The sequence below is a fragment of the Blastocatellia bacterium genome, assembly GCA_016713405.1.
Lineage (GTDB): Bacteria > Acidobacteriota > Blastocatellia > Chloracidobacteriales > JADJPF01 > JADJPF01.
Genome location: JADJPF010000001.1, coordinates 631,212 through 649,609, shown reverse-complemented (window position 1 = coordinate 649,609; position 18,398 = coordinate 631,212). Strand labels below are relative to the sequence as shown.

13 protein-coding genes are annotated in these 18,398 nt (G+C 32.8%); 4 read left to right on the top strand and 9 right to left on the bottom strand.

Annotated features, from left to right (window positions below):
* Nucleotides 1-2 precede the first annotated feature (2 nt).
* The 4 genes from IPK14_02785 to IPK14_02770 all read right to left on the bottom strand — a co-directional run bounded on the left by IPK14_02785 (nt 3) and on the right by IPK14_02770 (nt 5,135).
* Nucleotides 3-1,397 (bottom strand): aldehyde dehydrogenase, encoded by a 1,395-nt coding sequence (locus tag IPK14_02785; GenBank protein ID MBK7992361.1) that lies wholly within the window; start codon nt 1,395-1,397, stop codon nt 3-5.
* Nucleotides 1,398-1,536: 139 nt separating this feature from the next.
* Nucleotides 1,537-1,980, bottom strand: coding sequence for an ester cyclase (locus IPK14_02780; protein ID MBK7992360.1), 444 nt, complete (start codon nt 1,978-1,980; stop codon nt 1,537-1,539).
* 123 nt (nt 1,981-2,103) lie between these two features.
* Complete coding sequence (locus tag IPK14_02775) at nt 2,104-4,143, bottom strand: TonB-dependent receptor (protein ID MBK7992359.1); 2,040 nt, start codon at nt 4,141-4,143, stop codon at nt 2,104-2,106.
* 74 nt (nt 4,144-4,217) lie between these two features.
* On the bottom strand, nt 4,218-5,135 hold the full coding sequence (locus tag IPK14_02770) for a TonB-dependent receptor (protein ID MBK7992358.1): 918 nt from the start codon (nt 5,133-5,135) through the stop codon (nt 4,218-4,220).
* A 957-nt stretch (nt 5,136-6,092) separates the two neighbouring features.
* Here IPK14_02770 and IPK14_02765 point away from each other — a divergent pair.
* Complete coding sequence (locus tag IPK14_02765; GenBank protein ID MBK7992357.1) at nt 6,093-6,608, top strand: hypothetical protein; 516 nt, start codon at nt 6,093-6,095, stop codon at nt 6,606-6,608.
* Between the two features lie 431 nt (nt 6,609-7,039).
* Here the strand turns inward: IPK14_02765 and IPK14_02760 are convergent, their stop codons facing one another.
* The 4 genes from IPK14_02760 to IPK14_02745 form a co-directional block, all read right to left on the bottom strand.
* Nucleotides 7,040-8,464: an FAD-dependent oxidoreductase gene (locus IPK14_02760; GenBank protein MBK7992356.1), complete on the bottom strand. Its 1,425-nt coding sequence runs from the start codon at nt 8,462-8,464 to the stop codon at nt 7,040-7,042.
* A gap of 234 nt (nt 8,465-8,698) precedes the next feature.
* Entirely contained in the window at nt 8,699-9,847 is a 1,149-nt protein-coding gene (locus IPK14_02755; protein ID MBK7992355.1) for an acyl-CoA dehydrogenase family protein, read from the bottom strand.
* A gap of 69 nt (nt 9,848-9,916) precedes the next feature.
* Complete coding sequence (locus IPK14_02750) at nt 9,917-11,752, bottom strand: TonB-dependent receptor (protein ID MBK7992354.1); 1,836 nt, start codon at nt 11,750-11,752, stop codon at nt 9,917-9,919.
* Nucleotides 11,724-12,983, bottom strand: coding sequence for a carboxypeptidase regulatory-like domain-containing protein (locus IPK14_02745; protein ID MBK7992353.1), 1,260 nt, complete (start codon nt 12,981-12,983; stop codon nt 11,724-11,726). Before IPK14_02745 ends, IPK14_02750 begins: the two co-directional genes overlap by 29 nt.
* Nucleotides 12,984-13,691: 708 nt before the next feature.
* Between IPK14_02745 and IPK14_02740 the strand changes: the two genes are divergently transcribed.
* On the top strand, nt 13,692-14,195 hold the full coding sequence (locus IPK14_02740; protein MBK7992352.1) for a hypothetical protein: 504 nt from the start codon (nt 13,692-13,694) through the stop codon (nt 14,193-14,195).
* A 483-nt stretch (nt 14,196-14,678) separates the two neighbouring features.
* Here the strand turns inward: IPK14_02740 and IPK14_02735 are convergent, their stop codons facing one another.
* Nucleotides 14,679-14,852 (bottom strand): hypothetical protein, encoded by a 174-nt coding sequence (locus IPK14_02735; GenBank protein ID MBK7992351.1) that lies wholly within the window; start codon nt 14,850-14,852, stop codon nt 14,679-14,681.
* Between the two features lie 506 nt (nt 14,853-15,358).
* On the opposite strand from IPK14_02735, the gene IPK14_02730 reads away from it, so the two are divergent.
* A complete protein-coding gene (locus IPK14_02730) occupies nt 15,359-16,636 on the top strand; it encodes an NAD(P)/FAD-dependent oxidoreductase (protein ID MBK7992350.1) in 1,278 nt (425 codons plus the stop codon).
* 531 nt (nt 16,637-17,167) lie between these two features.
* Nucleotides 17,168-18,259, top strand: coding sequence for an alpha/beta fold hydrolase (locus IPK14_02725; GenBank protein MBK7992349.1), 1,092 nt, complete (start codon nt 17,168-17,170; stop codon nt 18,257-18,259).
* The last annotated feature ends 139 nt before the right edge of the window (nt 18,260-18,398 follow it).

Sequence of the window (18,398 nt, the reverse complement as noted above, 5' to 3'; positions counted from 1 at the left end):
TCTTAGAGTTGTAGAAAACTTGAGCAGCCTAAACTTGTTAATATATTTTTGGTTTCTTCCCTACTCATTTGGCTACAATCAATGGCTTGAATATGGCTGCTTCGCTCCCAAAACAAATGGTTATCTCCCTCACCACTTCCCCAAAAAGAAGCATATTTAGGCGATTGGGAATGATCAGAATTAAATCTTATTAAACTGCTATTTTTAACTTTTTTTAAGAAAAATTGTCTAACATCAATTTTATTTGTCCAAATAGAAGTACGTAATCCAACAGGATGTCTAGTTATTATACTGTGCATATTTGTTAATATTTCTTCATCACTACCTCTAAAACGGACTACAGGAGCTATTGGAAAAAATATTTCTTCATCTACACAGCGAATTTTTGTTTTAAGGCAGTCCTTAGCATCAAAAGTTACAATAGTAGGAGCAACATAAATACCTTTCTTATCAATTTTTCCTTGAGCATTGGTTTGATAGCCTCCATAGCGAATACGGCCTTTTTCCTGAGCATCAGCTATCATAGCCAAATAAGCGTCTGGTTTACCTATAGGTACTATTACACCAGTGTCTTTATCGTTTTCTACTGTTTTACTATTTGCAATGCGATCAATAAAAGCATTAATAAATTCATCATATACATGATCATGTACTAAAAAGAGTTTAGGGATAAAACAGGGTCTAGATGAAAAGTCAAAAACCCTTTGTGCGCTGCTAGTCACTTCATCAATATTAGCATCCTTCCAAATAACCATGCTGCCTCTGCCATAATGCTCCAGAATCACTTTTTTATTATTTTCGTGTGCTTTTTTAGCAATATTGGCATTATCCGTAGCACTACCTATAGAAAGAATTGTTTTAAGCTCTTTATGAGCAACAAAAAATTCTACTGCTTCACGATATTTATCAGTTACTAATTGAACTAGTTCAATATCAAAACCATGTTTTAATAAAATAGGATGTAAAATTTGTTCAAATATAAAGCGCACACCACCATCAACAAAAGGGGCGCGAACAAAAATTATTCCATTTCCAGGAAGTAATAAGGAAAATATAGTTGCTGCATTAAATGTAGGAGAGCCAGCTTGTCCAAAAACTAAAACAATTCCATCAGCCCTACGAATTAAAAGTTCTCCACCTTGAACTAGATTTACCCATTGCACCATGTTTTGGGCATATTTTTCTAACAAATTTGGGTCAGCAGCTTGAATAACCCATTGACTATAATCTCTTGCTAAATTGTTAGAAAGACCTTCATTTTGAAGACACTCACATAACTTTGTTCTCTTATCAGCTAAAAGTTGACCCGCTTCTTTAAGTACAGCAAGACGTTTTTCTAAACCAGCTTCTTCCCATTTTTCCCCAGCTTTCCCAACGGATTCTATAATTTTTTCCATTCTATCTTAGGCGAAATAATACTGCTTTTTTTAAGCCACAATCGCCGTCTCCTTTAGGTTAAGAATTGTTGAAAATAGTATTAATAACATGGTTTTAAACTATTAATACTATTTAAGGTTAAATGGCTAAGAATTAGAATTAATTTGGCATAGGAATAACACCTAACTGCATAAGAATACCTGCTCTATCATAGTAAACTCTTTCAACTGACAACTTATCATTGTCATCAAATTCAAACAAAGCACAAACAGAAAACTTGGCATATTTATTTGTTGGAGGGATACCTATCCAACTACCCTTGTGTGTTCCCATCATATCTACTTCTAAAATAATGATATTATCTAAGATGTGTTCTTTTTTTATATCTATTTTCATATCAGGAAAACCGCTAAATAAACTTTCGTAATTATTTTTAACATCTTCTGCACCAACGTACTTTTGCCCACCAGAAGCATCATCAAAAATAATAGAATCTCCCCATGTTGCTAAAACTGCCTCTAGATTATGTTCATTTTCAGCTTCTATATGTGCATGTACAATTTTACGGCGTTGGGCTAATCGTTCAGCATTAATTGTAGTCATTTTTAATTTGTCTCCTTTATTAGATAACTTGCGGTTAAATAGCAGTAAGAAAATAAACTAAAAGACTATTGAAATCTTTTAGTTTATTTTAGAATTTTAATTATGTACTTGGGTTAGTTTTACCTAGAAAATAAACTTAAATCCTAATTGTATTTGTCTAGGAGCAAAAGCATTTGTAAAACGGTCAGGAGTCAATATGAAACGACCATTGTCTTGACGAGGTAACAAAGAATTTCCATCGGCTCCAGGAGGATAAACATTATTAAAACCGCTAATATTAACCCTATTAAAGAGATTAAAAAACTCTATAGTACCTAGAAATGTATATTTGTCTTTGAATGTAATAGATCTAGCAACTCGTAAGTCAACATTAGCAAAAACAGGTGTAATGCCCGAATTACGAGCAACAGCTACTCCACCCATTCTTGGGCGATCTTGTGGAATAGTTTCAAAATTCATATTTAAATCTTGGCCTGCTTGCAGGTTAAAAGGACGACCAGATGTTATCTCTGTTATTACAGAAACTTTGAAATCACGCAATATAGGATTTTTTGTATAAGATAATTCCCAATTGCCTGAAGCAACAAAACGGTTTCTTGCATCTTGCAAAGAAAATCCTCTTTCTGCACCAGGATTTAGAGGGTCGTTACCAGCTTCTTGGTCAGTGCGGAAATCATTGTAATTATCCAATGATTTAGAGAAAGTATAGCTAGCCAAAGCACTAAACTTATTAGAAAAACGGCGGTTTAATGTAAAGGTTAAACCATTGTAATAGCTATCAAAAGCTGACTCAAATTCAAACACAAAGCCACGTGTAGGATCTAGACGACCTGTTAAAGCACCGGTAGTAGGATTACCTGTAGGCCTAACTACTGGGTTGATAAAGCGTGCAGAAGACAGTTTTAAGCCTCGAACCAAGTTATAATCAACTGATAGTTTGGTGTTATTGTTGATAAGATATTCAAATCCAACAGTAGCTTGATGTGAATAACTTGCTCTAAAATCCTTCTGATATTGGAAGGTTTGTATTAATTGAGGGAATATAGGCGCACCTGGAGGGGCAGAAGGCCCAACAGGAAAACGATGTCCTGGTAGATTAAATGGTATTACTGACAAAGGAAATGGGAAAAAAGCAATGTTGCTTTGACGATTAACATTGTTATTATCATAAACCTTAGCAATCAAAGAGGTTTGAAGACTTGGTGCGCCACCAAAGAATATACCATAAGATGCATGTAAATTTAATCTTTGGGACTTGTCAGGATTATAAGATATACCTATCCGTGGTGCAAAATTACCACCATTGCTTGGCACAACAGATTGACGAAATACATCATATCTTAACCCTAACTTAACCAATAAGTTAGACTTTACTTTTATATCATCCTGAACAAAAGCAGAAAATAACTTTTGATCAATATTAGCACTTTGATCTCCAAAGTTTTGAGCAAAAACAATAGGTAACTGTAATCTGTCTAAAGGTAGTACAGGAAAACCAGGGATAAGTTGAGGTAATAGAGTAGAAAATACTTGTAAAAACTGTATTTGGTCTGGACTACGTAGACTTGGATCAAAAGCTTGGAGAGGATCTAAGAAAGGTGCTGTAGGTATACCTGTAACCGCAGCAAAATCTATTGGAACGAAAATGCCAAACCCCCCTGCGGCAATAGGCAAACTAGAGCGTTTGTCAGGGGCTTCAACATAACTAAAATCTGCACCAAATTTCAAAGTTTGTTTACCTTTAACAACTGTTACATTATCAACAACTTGAAAAATATTAAGCAATCGCGTTTGTGGAACAGTAAAATTTTGACCAAAAGCAATAGTTCCTTGAGCAGTATTTAATTGAACTAAAGGATTATTTGGATCAGAAGTACCAACATCTTGGTCTCTTCTAGAGTAAAGAAACCTAGTTTCATTAACTAAACTAGACTTAACAAAAAGGTTAGTAACATTAATTGAATTATCCTCTAAACGTTGAACACCACTGCTAGTGGTACTAGTTAAACCACCTGGAAATGGCCCTATTGTGTCAAATCTACCATTAAAAGCAAAACCTCCGTTATATCTTACAGTTAATCGATCGTCTGGTCTTAGCTGGAAATCAGCACGAGCTAAAACATTTGTAGTTGCAACAGAATTTGGTAGAGGCCCATTTTTCACACCCAAAAAACCTGTACGTGTTGCAGCATTAATAACAGAGTCTGGAATTGTAACAACTAAATTTTCTTTTATCGTTAATCTTTCAAAAGAACCAAAAAGAAAGCTTTATCTTTCTTGATGGGGCCACCTAAAGTTGTCCCAAATTGGTATTGGCGAAATTCAGGCTTAAAAGTAGCAAACGCATCTCTTGCAGCTAAAGACTCATTGCGGAAAAAACCAAAAAGGCTGCCTCTAAACTCATTGGTGCCACTCTTAGTAACAATATTAACAACCCCACCAACAGCACGGCCAAATTCAGCCGCAAAAGTATCAGAAACTACTTGAAATTCTTGTACAGCCTCCTGACTTACACTAGATCTCACACCATTAGTGAAATTTTCATTATTACTACTACCATCTAAAGTAACATTATTTAATCTAGCGGATTGTCCATTAAAAGATAAACCTGATGTAGAAGTTGTTCCTTGCTGAGGTAATCTATCGGCTGTAACTCTTGCTGATGTTAAAGCAAAATTTAGAAAATCGCGGACATTTATAGGCAAACTAGCAATTCTACTAGAATCTTGGTTAGTGCTGCTCTCTGTCCTACTTGTATCCAAAGAAGAACCACTAGCAGTAACCTCTACCACTTCCCCTGGAGTGCTTGCCAAGGCAAGGGCAAAATTTATTTTAGCTATAGTTCCTAATAACAATTCAAATTGAGCCGTTTGAGTCTTAAAACCCTCAACTGCAACCTTTACTTCATAAAAACCTGGTGGTAATTCAATAGCTACGTAACTCCCATTTTCATCAGCAGTTACCTCACGTTGAAAATTAGTTTTGACATTTACTACAGTTATTACTGCGCCTGCTATTCTAGCATCTTGTTGGTCAGCAACTACACCAGATATGCTGCCTGAGGTTGCACCAGATTGTGCTTTAGCTGTTGTCATAGTTCCTAAACATATAGCTAATATAACAGCCATCACCAAGGATTTTAGAATTCGGTACATAAAGTGTTCTCCTTACATAAGATATAAACAGATTTTTTGCTTATGTAATACAAAGAAATAATATAAATGTGTAAAAGAAAGAAAATTAAAATTTAGAACTTTATGGAAACTCTGTTGAGGAATAAATATTGTTAATGATAACAATATAAATACCAAAAAGAGAAATGAAAAATATAATGAACTCATAGAGAATAACAAATTATGAACATTAATTAAATAAATATTATTACTACTAGGATATTATTCCTAGGATATTAATAGAATTAATTAATTAAAATGTTAATCTTACTATATAAATTAATAGTTGATCAATTAAGTAATATGATTTTAGTCAATAACGAAGTTTCATTTCTTTTTCTAAAGTTTCCTATCTTAAATATATGGAATTTCTTTCATTAGAGATATCCATTGGGCCGCTATAAAAGAAGTACGATTAAGCTGAGTTCATAAAAAGTTCATGGAAAGTTCATGGAAAGTTCATGGAAAAATATTTTTTAAAAAATATTTTTTAAAAAAAGACTTGCATTTTATTTATGCCCATTTTATTATTCATTTGCTTAACAAAAAGAAATAAATGTTCTAAAAAAAAACTAAAATATATCGACTACACAAAAAGGTAGTCCACCGATAATAGCTACCCATTGCAAAAGCACGGGGCGCAAAGTTCTCAACCTAAGTTTATTTAACCTTTTAGTTTGTAAGTAAATAAGGTTAGAGAAATGCCGAAGTGGAAGCCAATACCCTGGGAATCTCGTAGTTAACCGCACCTTCTCTCGACACAGGCCAATCCACAAATAAATGTCTCTTTTAATGTATTAATTAATGCTCAATTGTTGTTTATAAGTTTTCATAAAAAGCAAACTTATTATACATTTAATTCTTAGCATTATGTATTTTTTGCTGTACATTCTAAGTATGAGTTTTGGATTACAACTAAAAAATCAGGGAGAATAATTTATGAAAAAATTAGCACACGTTTTAATACTCACATTATGTTTTGGAATATTAGTACCAACTAATCAAATATCAGCTTATAACAACAATAATAGCCAAGAAAGACACTGTGATAGAGGTTCAGGCTTTGGCACTGGACAATTTACAAGTCCAACAACTGCTGAAGGTGTAATAAATATTAGAATAGATAGAACTGACTACTATGTAACAGCTAATGTAACTATACTATCATTAATTCCTCAAGCAGATGGCTCTCTTGTTGGTACGGCAACTCATACATTAAAGTTCTATCGTGGAAGCGCATCAGGTAAATTTGAAGGCACCATTACTACTAGCGATAACGCTGTTTTCACACCAACAAGCACTCCTGGAGTATATACGCTATATAATAATGCTCGTATTTCAAATGGTACAGGAAAATTTAGAAGGGCTGTAGGCGGTTTTGAATTTACTGGTACGGCTGATTTTGTCAATGGCACAACAGCTACACCAATAACAGCAGTTATTTGTGATTGCTAACTAAATAACGTCTTCTATTTATTGTTCACTCAAGTTTGAAAACTTGGGTGAACAATGTCATAAGAAAACCAACTAGTTTTTTAAAAAGCAACAAATCCCATTTTCAGCATTACATTTTACACACTACCAAAAATTCTTTACCTAAAAATATTTCCTATCTACTGATTCTTTACTTTCTATTTTTTCTTAATTTCTTTCCATTTTTAGTATTTATTTCTAACAGATTAATATAATTCCAATTTGGTATTACTTATCAGAACCAAGGATAAACCGCTAAGGTATTTTACAAACTATGTTGTGAGAGATTATAACCTACCTGGAAGTTTTAAGACTCAAAGTTTGAGAAATTACACAAATATAAGAACCATCAAATTTTTTTAGGATAAAAAATTTGATGGTTCTTATATTTTAGATACAAATACTTTTATATCTTAAAATTCTGGACAAAAAGTATTAGAAGTAAGTGAACCAAGTAATTTATGCCAAATATGTGAAGGATCATTTTCTACTTTTGACACAATCTCCCGCATTTTTACAAGAACATCTGGTTCCATTTCATCATAAACATCGCCTTGTAATAGTTTAAGAATGTCTAATCTATAGCGTTTATCATTGATAAAAACTGTAAAAAGCACATTGAGACGATAGTAAAGACGAATAAAGTCATACCAATTTCTAGTACCATTTCTTAAAGTTGTTTCATAAGTAGCAAAACTTTCTTTAGAAAAATTATTTGTTTCAAGAGCTTTAATTATGTCTTTACTGGCAAAACGCGCACCATTAAGGGCTATACTTACGCCACTAGAAAATATTGGGTCAACAAATCTTGCAGCATCCCCAATTAAAACAAATCTATCACCACAAATTTGTTTCATTGCATAGCTATAATCGCCTTCTTCAGTAAAAGGACGTATTTGTTTGGCTTGTTTAAGAGCATTATAAATTTCTGGACGAGATTTAACACAATCCCAAAAGAACTGATCATGGACTCCTTTTGCTGCTAAGAAGTTTTTCTTTTGAGTAACAACCCCAATGCTTGTAATTGTTTCAGTAACTGGGATTTGCCAAATCCAACTGTTAGAAAGAGGTAGAAAATGAACAAATATATAGTCTCCTTTGTCTTTATTTGGACTAATATCTGCTGCTTCACGTGAATAGTTTTCAAACCAAGTATGTACAGCATATTGATCAAAAACAGGATCCGTTACTTTTAATTTTAGACGATTACCTAAAATTGTTCTGCGGCCAGAACAATCAACTACCATTTTTACTTTAACTCCAAAGTTTTTATTACCAACAGCAAATTTTACTTCTGGTAAAACACTAGTAAAATCTACATCTTTAACTGAAAGTCCTTCATAAACAGTTGCTCCTAATTCATGTGCATGTTGGAGCAACAATAAATCAAACTTACCTCTATCAACATGATAGGTATGACGTTGGTAGATACCTTCTTGCTGGCGTTCGTCAAATTTGATTGGGGCAGCCGTAACATCACTATTTGGATCTAAGGTTGTGCTATCAGCAAACTCTTCCCCCCAACTGTGAGAGTAGGATTTACTTTTAGTTGCTTCACTGTTTACTTTTGACCAAATAGAACTAGCTGCGGTAGTCCAAACGGCTCCAACTTTGTGGACAAAACCATTTTGCTCTATTTTATCTATAAAGTTTAAATCCTGAAATACTCTTGTTGAAGATGGGACAAAAGATTCCCCAACATGAGGACGTGGAAAGATTTCTCGTTCAAATATTACACATTTAACACCCGCTTTAGCTAAGTATGCTCCCATAGCAGCCCCAGCGGGCCCGCCCCCAATTATTCCAATATCAAAATCTGGCGTTTCATGACTATTCATTTTAATACCTCATTAACCTCTCGTTTTACTCAAGTTAAACAACCAAAAGATTGTATAAGTTTTGAAAAGCATTACTTTGTGATGGAATAGTGTATAGGAGGGATTCCATCAAGAAAAAATTTAAGCATAAAACAAAATTCAAAAGCTTTCTGACTTCTCACCTGATTGTATTTAAAAAGTTGTTTCATTTTTACTTTTAAGTCCGTTAGCTAGAATTTTAATTTTTAGTAGCTATTATAAACCTAACCTTTTAGCTATTAAGTCACGTTGAATTTCAGATGTTCCAGAAAATATGGTACTAGGGATAGAATCTCTTAAATATCTCTCTATTGATAATTCTGTCATAAATCCATTACCACCATAGATTTGTATAATATCCAAACTTGATTTAATAGCTGCTTCGCTAATAGCTAGTTTTGCCAAAGAAACATCTGTTATTACATCTTCTTTTGCTTGATCCATAGCCCAACAAGCTTGGTAGAGTAGAAGTCTTGCTGCTTCAAGACGTAATTTCATATCTACAATTCGGTGAGATATAGCTTGATTTTTACCTATAGGTTTACGAAATTGCCGCCGCTGTTGTGCATATTCTATAGCTTGGTCTAATTGTCGGTGCATCATTCCAACATAACCAGCAAATAAGCAAGCTCGTTCCCATTGCATTGAATTTCTAAATATTTTAGCTCCTTCACCCTCAGCACCAACTAAATTACGTAATGGAACACGGCATTCTTCTAAATAAATAGGGCTTATAGGTGAAGTTGTTAAACCCATTTTGCTAAAAGGTTTTCCAATGCTTAGACCTGGAGTATTTTTTTCTACAACAAAACCACTAATACCTAGATGCCCATGACTAGGATTAGTAGTTGCGTAGACTAATAGAATATCTGCTTCCGGGCCATTAGTAACATAAGTTTTTACTCCAGAAAGCAAGTAATAATCTCCATCACGAACAGCTTTTGTGGACATAGCAAAAACATCTGAACCTGATTCAGATTCAGTTATTGCATTAGCACCAATCCATTGGCCTGTGCTTAATTTTGGTAAAATAGCCTGTTTTAACTCTTCATTGCTATTTTCTAAAATGGGCATTACACAAGCAAAAAGATGTGCAGAAACAGAGAAAACTAATCCTGCATCTTCACAGCCACGACCAAAAGCTTCTACAGCACGAGCCGTAGTTACTGCATCTAAACCTATGCCTCCATATTGCTCAGGCACGCAAAGCCCTGTTAGCCCATAATTACCACATAAATTCCATTCATCTCTTGGAAAACTATGTTGCTTTTCTCTTTCTAGTAAAGAATTATTCAGTTGCGTGCGTGCAAAAGAGTAAATCTTTTTATATAAGTCTTCTTGCTCAAGAGTCCAACTAAAATCCATATATGGCCTTATTTTATAGCAATTTACTTTGGATGACTTTTCTTAATTCAAACAAAGGTATTGCTAATATTAAAAAGTAATAGCTATACCAAATTGAACTTGTCGAGGAGCAAAAGATCCTCGAAATTGTTCTGGAAGAGCAACAAATCTACCATCTTTTTGAGGAGGTAGACGGAAAACACCATTTTCATCTGGCAGAAATTCACTATTAACATTACGTATGTTAACCCTATTAAAAGCGTTAAAAACATCGATACGTAATTGAGAAGATACTTTTTCTGTTATCTTTATATTGCGTGTTAATCGGAAGTCTACAGTAGCAAAACCAGGTGTAATGCCTAGATTTCGACTTAATCCATTAGGTCTAAAATTTGTTCTAGATATAGCTCCACGTGAGACTATAACACTAGTTTTGCGAGTTATATTGTAAGGTCTACCTGATTCTAATGTGACAATAGTAGAGAGTTGAAATCCTGTTAATATAGGATTTTTAGTATAGTTAAGATCCCAAACACCTGAGAATAAGAAACGGCTACGAACATCTTGAGAAGATAAAGCTCTTTCGGCCGCTAAGTTAGGTTCAATTGCTCCATCTTGGATAGAGTCATTTCTAGCTCCAGCCGTAAAATCTGTATAGTTATCTATGGTTTTAGACCAAGTATAATGTGCTAGAACAGAAAATTTATTAGCAAATTTTCTATTGACTCCAACTGTAAGACCACTGTAGTAACTATCAAAAGCAGATTCTATTTCTAGTAATTCTCCTTGAGTTGGATCAACACGTCCAACTATTTGACTTGTTAATTCATCGCCTGGAATATTTCTTACAACAGGGTTAATATCACGAGTATAAAAAATCCTCAAACCACGAACATAAGAATATTCTAATGAAATTACTGTATTACGATCAGCCGCATAAGTAAAAGATAAGTTAGCTTGTTGAGAGTAACTGTCCTTAAAATTTTTATCAAAAAAAGCAGTTGTAGTTAGCTGTGGAACAAAAGTTACATCTTGAGGAAAAGTTCCTTCTGTTATAGGTAAATGGCGGCTTGGAAGTGTCAAAGGCAATACAGAAAAAGGAAATGGTATGGAGTAAAGTAGAAACCTGTTTGTGCCTAATAAACTAGAAGGTTGAGTAGGGCCTAGAATAGGTGTAGCAAAAAACAACCCATAACCAGCCTTAATATTTAGCTTAGAAAATTTACTTGGGTTATAAGAAAAAGCAATACGTGGAGATATTTCTCCATTATTTGCAGGAGCTACACGTAATTGATTTCTATCATAACGAATACCTAATTTAAGTAAGAAATTAGGTTTTACTCTTATGTTATCTTGGAGATAAACCCCAAAAAGTCTAAAATCAGCCTTAGCAGTTTTATCACCAAATCCTTGATTAAAAACTAAAGGCAAAGATAGGTCTGCTAGAGGTAAAAGAGGAAATCCTGGAAGGGTTTGTCTATATTGGCGTGCTAAGTTAGTTAAAAAAGCCCTTTGTGCAGATGTACGTAAGCTAGGGTCAAAAGCTTCTCTTGCATTAATAGGAGGTGCTGAAGGGCCAAAAAAATTCAAAGGAGTAAATATAGCTTGCCCCTTATCAAAAAGTTCAAAACGTGATTTACGGGCATAACGTGCAAAGTCTATACCAAATTTAACTTCTTGTTTAGAGCCTACATTAATTGTTGTATTGTTAACTATTTGAAAGGAAAATTCTGTCAGTCTATTGCTAAATGGTTGTGGTAGTAGCACATCATTATTAAAAACAATAGTCTTTTCAAAATCATAAATTAAAACTCGTCCATTAGGGTTTTCAGCAACTATATCTTGAACAACTATTTGTGGATTATCAACCGCATTTATAGGTAATGTGTCGTACTTTCTAGGAGCTAAAAGGGACACGTGTTTCATTAACTAATCCATTAGTTGGACGGCTATAAGTATTGCTTAAAGCAATAGTTTGGTCTTGAAGATATTGTCTAACTCCTGTTGTTTCCCCAGCAATATCGCCAAATCCTTGAAATGCTCCATTATAAAAGAAATTACCATTGTATCTAGCCCATGCCTTATTATTGGGTGTTATCTGTGTATCCAGTCTTAGAAAACCTGATGTAGCACCTATAGAGAAAGGTACTGGGCCATTGCGTAATGGAAATCCTTGGCGATTAGCAGAAGCTACATCCTCATCAGATATATTTACAACGTTTTCTTGTCTACTAGAGAATCTACCAGCAGACACTAGAAAGAATACTTTATCTTTTTTTAGAGGCCCAGTTAAATTAACTCCTGATTGATATTGCTCAAAATCTCTAAATGAAAGACGCAAAGCATAAGCATCCCTAGCACTTACCTTGTCATTGCTAATAAAAGAAAATAGTCCTCCATGATATTCATTAATACCACTTTTAGTAACTGCATTTACAAATCCACCTAAAGAGCGTCCATGCTCGGCTGAAAAGTTATTTGTTACAATCTGAAATTCTTGAATAGTCCCTTGAATAAAGTTAGAACGAGTGGTTCCAGTAGCTCTATCATTATTTTCTAAACCATCAATCTTAAAATTATTAAAGCGTGCAGATTGACCATTAAATGATAATCGAGAATTAGCTATAACTGGTGGAATAGGATATCTATCAGGTGTTACACGAGGAGCAAGAACCACTAAATCTAAGAAATTACGTCTAAATATGGGCAAATTACCAAAAAAATTTAAGCTCATATTGACACTACCTTCAGTTCTATTTTTATAGCTATCTAAGGTGAGCTTTGTAGTAATAGGTTTTTCTTCTTTATTCCCAGTTTTTAAGATTATGATGGTTTCTTGTTTTGTGCCAAGCTCAATGATAATAGGAGCTATTTGTGTAGCAAAACCTTCTGCTTGTACTTTTAGTTGGTATATTCCTGGAGGCAAAGAATTTATATTATATAAATTTTGCTGGTTAATTTGTGTTTGGTAAGTAAAACCATTGAGAGGATTTTTTGCTACTATAACTGCATTTTGGATAACTTGCCCTTGTTCGTCTGAGACATTAATAATTAAATTGCCTGTAGCAGTACCTTCTTGGGCTAAAACAGGTTTTGCTTGAATGATTAATATGATTGCAATTAACGTTATCAACCAAATATAGTGTTTACTTTTCATAATTTTCGGCACGTGAACTAAAAGTTTCTACTTTGAGAGGTTATGCCGCCTCCATTTGAAAATCTTAATTTAACAGTTTAAGTTTAGTAATTACATTTAATTAGGTTATAAAAAAGTACATATTCTAGTTGTTAGGCTAAATATCTGGTGAAGTTACTATTTTGGAATCTTGCAATATATAAGGAACAAAGAAAACTTGAAAAACATGAAATCTTAAGCAACTTTAACCAGTTTGTACTTGTTTTATTAACTCTGCTACTTTCAACTAATTATCAGCGCCAAAATCGTATCTTTAAGCTATTCTACCGTCTGCTTATACAGGCTTTTCTGTTTTTGATTAGCAGGTTTTGATTGTTGTTGCATAATTTATTATAGCCCGTTTTTATCATGTTAGGGTTTGTTTGTCTATATTATTTTTTGTTTCCTGAAGACTACCTAAATAGCTTGTTTTAGCTTATAATCTTTTTTCCCAAGGCCAAAATGTTGATCACGTTTTACAATTTTTATTCCCTGCTTAAGCTTTATTTCTTACGCTTACTTTATTAACTTTCAAAGTCATGAAAATAATACAATTTTTTCTTGACACACGTAGCTAAGATAAAGCTAATATACTTTACTGCTTTTACGAATCACGTTTTCAATACCTTAAATATGATTAAAGGAGAAATACGTTTATGAAAAACTGCAAAAACTATTGGTTTTGTCAGCTTGTATAGTTTTTTTGCAATTACTTTTTATATACCAATAACATCAGTAGCATCTGCTGATAACAAGAAAAACTGTGATCCACTCACAGCCAATCCTACAGTTGTTCTTACTAGTCCTAATTCTGCAAATGGAGAAGGTGTCTTTCAAATTGGTCGCCGCAGTTATCAAGTCAAATATACTGTAACTATTGGTACTCTTACACCACAACCTAATGGCAATGTAACAGGTCTTTCTTCACATGTATTTGATTTTTATCAAAACAGAAAATTAATTGGTAGTATAAATACAACTGACACCAATACACTTATTCCTACACAAACACCCGGTTTATTTCAACTACAAACCACTCTTACTATTGTATCTGGCACAAAACGCTTTAAAAACTCTTGTGGTGAACTATCTGCAAATGCCATGGTAGATTTTGTTAATGGAACAGCAACATCAATGCTTTCAGGCTCAGTTTGTGATTGTCCTGGCAATGGTAATAACGACGATGATGATTAGAATTTAATACATACAAAAAATTATCAAGTTATAATTTGCCAAACAATTGGGAAATAGTCTTCTTCCCAATACTTTCATTACTATTATTTTGTCAAAAAAACCGAAGGTATATTAATTACTAACATTACGCACGACCCAAATAAATAGTGAAATACAAAGAGGAGACTTTTTGTAAGTTATTGAAAAATCTGGTTGTGTTACAAAAAAAGTTGATAAGGCTTTTATTTGGCTTTTTTGTAAAGTAACTAAACATAGTAAGCAACTTTATTGAAACACAACCAATCTTTCTTTCCCTTTAGCCACCTAATTTGGCTTTTTTATTTTTCTTACAATATTTTATTTTCCTTATTCCTGCTTTTAAGCAGATACTTCTCTTATTATCCATTTACATATCTTGTGAGTTTTTCTTTCTATTTTTAGCTTTTTTTTAACTTGATTGTTTTTTCTTTCAGATAATGTAGGATTTTATGCTCTCTCTCAATTTTATATTTTGTTCCTCTTTATTTCTGGGAGATGACTGATTTTTGCTTTTTTATCTCTTTTCTTAGCTTTATGGGTTGGATGAGGAAGAATTGTTGGTGTTAAATTAATAAATTGTTTAATCAGCAAAAAATATGATATATTGACTGCAAAAGTCAGGTTATTTAATTCTTTCAAATATTTTTCCTGTAAAGTAATAAAAATTTCTTAAAACTTTTTATAAATCTTTATTGTTTATCAAAATACCAATACTTGATTTAAGCATAGTTTCAAAACTTGGAATCCCTCCTCTCCAATTAAAAACTATGGCTCAAATATAGGACAACAATGTTATTGCTTTATTAGTGCTATATATTAGTTTTATTCATTAAGTAGGTTAAAAGCTTCAAAAGAGCAACCTTATATTTTAATATGTTTTTTTGAAAAACTAATACTTTTCACTAAAAGTATTAACCATTACGTTAAAAATAATCAAAAATATTAAATTAACTACTTTTGACAAAAGTAGAAATTTTTTACAGTTTAAGTTTTAAACTTAAAAATAGATGGTAACTAAACGCTATTCATTTGTTAAAGTTACCAGAATTTTTTAGCTAAATTTTATTTATCAAAATTTTCTAAATAAGATGGAGGCAGCCTATCTCCCTAAATACAAATAGATGGGGTTTTACGCTGAGTAATTTATGAGTGATGTAATAATTATTGGTGGTGGCCCTGCTGGTTCAGCTACGGGTTGTTTTTTGTCAATGGCAGGTATTGACAATGTGATTTTAGAAGCAGCCAATCATCCACGTCCACACGTAGGAGAGTCAATGGTAACTTCTTCTACTAGAGTTTTTGAAGAATTAGATTTTTTAAAAGTAATGGAAGAAGAAGGATTTGTAAAAAAATATGGAGCTTCATGGCATCCACCAATGAGAGCAAAAGAATTTGCAATTGAGTTTGCAGAATTTCCACAACCTGGAATAAACCAAGACTATACCTACCATGTAAGCCGTGAAAAATTAGATCTCTTATTACTTAAACATGCAGAAAAAAAAGGTTCCAAAATATGCCAGGGAGTTCGAGTTAAAGATGTAGTTTTTGATGAAAATAATTTTGTTAAAGGTGTACAAGCAGAAGTTGCTGGACAGCAAGTTTTTATTCCTTGCAAAGTTGTAGTAGATGCAAGTGGACGAAGAACTTTATTAGGTAGCAAGCTAAAGTGGAAAAAAAATGATCCTATATTTGACCAATATGCAGTTCATTCTTGGTTTAAGAATGTTGACCGGGGACATGGAAAAACAGAGGACTTTATCCATATTTACTTTTTGCCACAAGATAAAGTTAGAAGAGGATGGATTTGGCAAATTCCTATAACAGAAGAAATTACTTCTATGGGAGTTGTGGCTGAAAAAGAAGTATTTAGGAATTCTAAATCTGATCCTGAAGCTTGGTTTAATGAACATGTAAAGTCTACTCCTGATGTAGCTAAAGCTATGGAAAATGCTGTTCGTATCAGAGATTTTAGCACTGAAGGTGATTATAGCTATTGTATGGATAAGTTTGTTGGTAATGGTTTTGTTTTAATTGGTGATGCAGCACGTTTTGTTGACCCAATATTCTCTTCTGGTGTTAGTGTTGCACTCTATACAGCTAAATATGCTGCTGAACGCATTAAAGTAGCTTTTGAACAAAATAATTTTAGCGAAGAAATATTGGCTCCTTATGAAACTAAAGTAAGAGGTGGTGTAGGTGTATGGTATGAATTTATACGTCTTTATTACAAAGTACTACCATTATTTACTTACTTTATTCAGAAAAAGGAATATAGAATTGAAGTATTACGCCTTTTACAAGGCGAAGTTTATGACCGTGGAGAAGTGCTGGTATTAAAACAAATGAGAGAATTTATTAATAATATAGAAAATACCGAAGGTCATATGTTTAAACAATATCTCACTGATATTCCTATTGATTGATTTAGTCAAAAGTTAATAAAAATTTGGTCATAAATAAGTAGAAACTAAAACCTAGTAATAAATTTTACTTTTCTTTAAACATAATAAGGTGGTAAATTTTTCAGTATAGTTTTTCTTTGTTTATGACCAAAACTTAAAAAATATTGAATCCATACTTACTTTAGTAAGTGGGTTTTGGAAAAAATTTTCTACCTAGTATGAAACAATAGTGATGTTTAGTTTATATTTCCCTAAATTAACTAAACTACTAATTTTATATTGTTTTATTAGTTTTCTGTAAAATGTTTAAAATTTATTTTATTAATTAACTAAAATCAAAATACATGCCCATAAAAATAATGTCTTTAACTTCATTAACTTCATTCTTTTTAGTAAATAAATTGTCTTATAAATCATTCTCTTAACAACAAACTATATAAAATAATATCTTTAATTTCATTTTTTTAGTAATAACAAAAACATTGTATAGTAGAATACTATTTTCATGTGGTTAATAAAACAAGCATTTACAATTAAGGATAGGCCATGGAGATGAACATACAAGAAATTACACAGAATTTAAAAGATTTTATTATTAATGAACTTTTAGATGGTGAAGAAATGGGTTTAGAAGTCGATACACCTCTTTTAGAGTGGGGTATATTAGATTCTTTATCTATGGTATCACTACTAGCATTTATAGAAGAAAATCTAGGAATTCAAGTTCCTAGTAAAGAAGTAAAGCCAGAAAATTTTGATAATTTACAAGCTATTACTAATCTACTAGATGTTCTATCAAAAGAAAAACAGCAGGAAAAAAAAGAACAAGAACTTACTCCTGTGGCTCATACTGGTACTATGGTACAAGTACTAACTTCTTATGGTGTTAGATCTGACATCATTGAATTACCAACAGCAGACCATCATGTACTAAGAACTTCTGGCAAGAAACCTACTTGGGTATTATTGCCTGCTTTAGGTAATCCTTCAACATCCTGGGGCGAATTCCTTCGTATGCTCATCAATGAACAAGAGGTAGTATCAATAGATTTGGTAGGTTTTGGTTTATCTGCTTCTTATCGTTCTCAACCTTATAGTTATGAAGAACATTTAGAAGAAGAAATACAGGTATTGCAAAAAATTGACCAAAACCCAATAGTGCTAGTTTGTAGTTCAGTAACAGCACTAATTGGTACAGCAATAGCCCGTAGACACCCAGAAAGGATTAAAGCCCTAATAATATTAGGTTTTGGGTTAGTTGAAGATCCTAATGCTTGGTGCCAAGAAATGAAGCAAATTTCTAAAAGCCTAGAACAATACTTAAATAGCACTTATTATAAGGCCCCTAAGTTAGTAGCACCCTTACAAATGCTATTAACAGAATCATTTAAGCAGCCTGCTTATAATAGTTTTCTGCAAAACTTAGAAATACCAATGAAAACAGCCTTTGACAATATTGATGTACCAACTTTATTAATTGCAGGAGAAGATGACCAATTAATTTCTAAAGCTTCTGTAAGTGCTGCTGCTGCAAAAATTGCTGGATCTCAAGCTGTGTTTTTAGCTAGATGTGGACACTTTCCACAAGTGGAACGAACACAAGAAACATTAGTTTTAATACAAAAATTCTTAAAAGATATTTAGAAAGTAGTAAAGATGATAACTGAGCTAATAAATATAACTCTTTATATTTATTAACTTTAACATATCTAATATCTTTGGCTTTCAATTTATCTATATTAAGTATTTAATAAGTAGTATATGCCCTCAACGATCTTTTACA

Excerpts from the sequence above, each read along its gene's own strand:
- IPK14_02785 (MBK7992361.1), bottom strand. The coding sequence starts at position 1,397 with ATGGAAAAAATTATAGAATCCGTTGGGAAAGCTGGGGAAAAATGGGAA.
- IPK14_02780 (MBK7992360.1), bottom strand. The coding sequence starts at position 1,980 with ATGACTACAATTAATGCTGAACGATTAGCCCAACGCCGTAAAATTGTA.
- IPK14_02770 (MBK7992358.1), bottom strand. The coding sequence starts at position 5,135 with ATGTACCGAATTCTAAAATCCTTGGTGATGGCTGTTATATTAGCTATA.
- IPK14_02765 (MBK7992357.1), top strand. The coding sequence starts at position 6,093 with ATGAAAAAATTAGCACACGTTTTAATACTCACATTATGTTTTGGAATA.
- IPK14_02760 (MBK7992356.1), bottom strand. The coding sequence starts at position 8,464 with ATGAATAGTCATGAAACGCCAGATTTTGATATTGGAATAATTGGGGGC.
- IPK14_02755 (MBK7992355.1), bottom strand. The coding sequence starts at position 9,847 with ATGGATTTTAGTTGGACTCTTGAGCAAGAAGACTTATATAAAAAGATT.
- IPK14_02750 (MBK7992354.1), bottom strand. The coding sequence starts at position 11,752 with ATGAAACACGTGTCCCTTTTAGCTCCTAGAAAGTACGACACATTACCT.
- IPK14_02745 (MBK7992353.1), bottom strand. The coding sequence starts at position 12,983 with ATGAAAAGTAAACACTATATTTGGTTGATAACGTTAATTGCAATCATA.
- IPK14_02730 (MBK7992350.1), top strand. The coding sequence starts at position 15,359 with ATGAGTGATGTAATAATTATTGGTGGTGGCCCTGCTGGTTCAGCTACG.
- IPK14_02725 (MBK7992349.1), top strand. The coding sequence starts at position 17,168 with ATGAACATACAAGAAATTACACAGAATTTAAAAGATTTTATTATTAAT.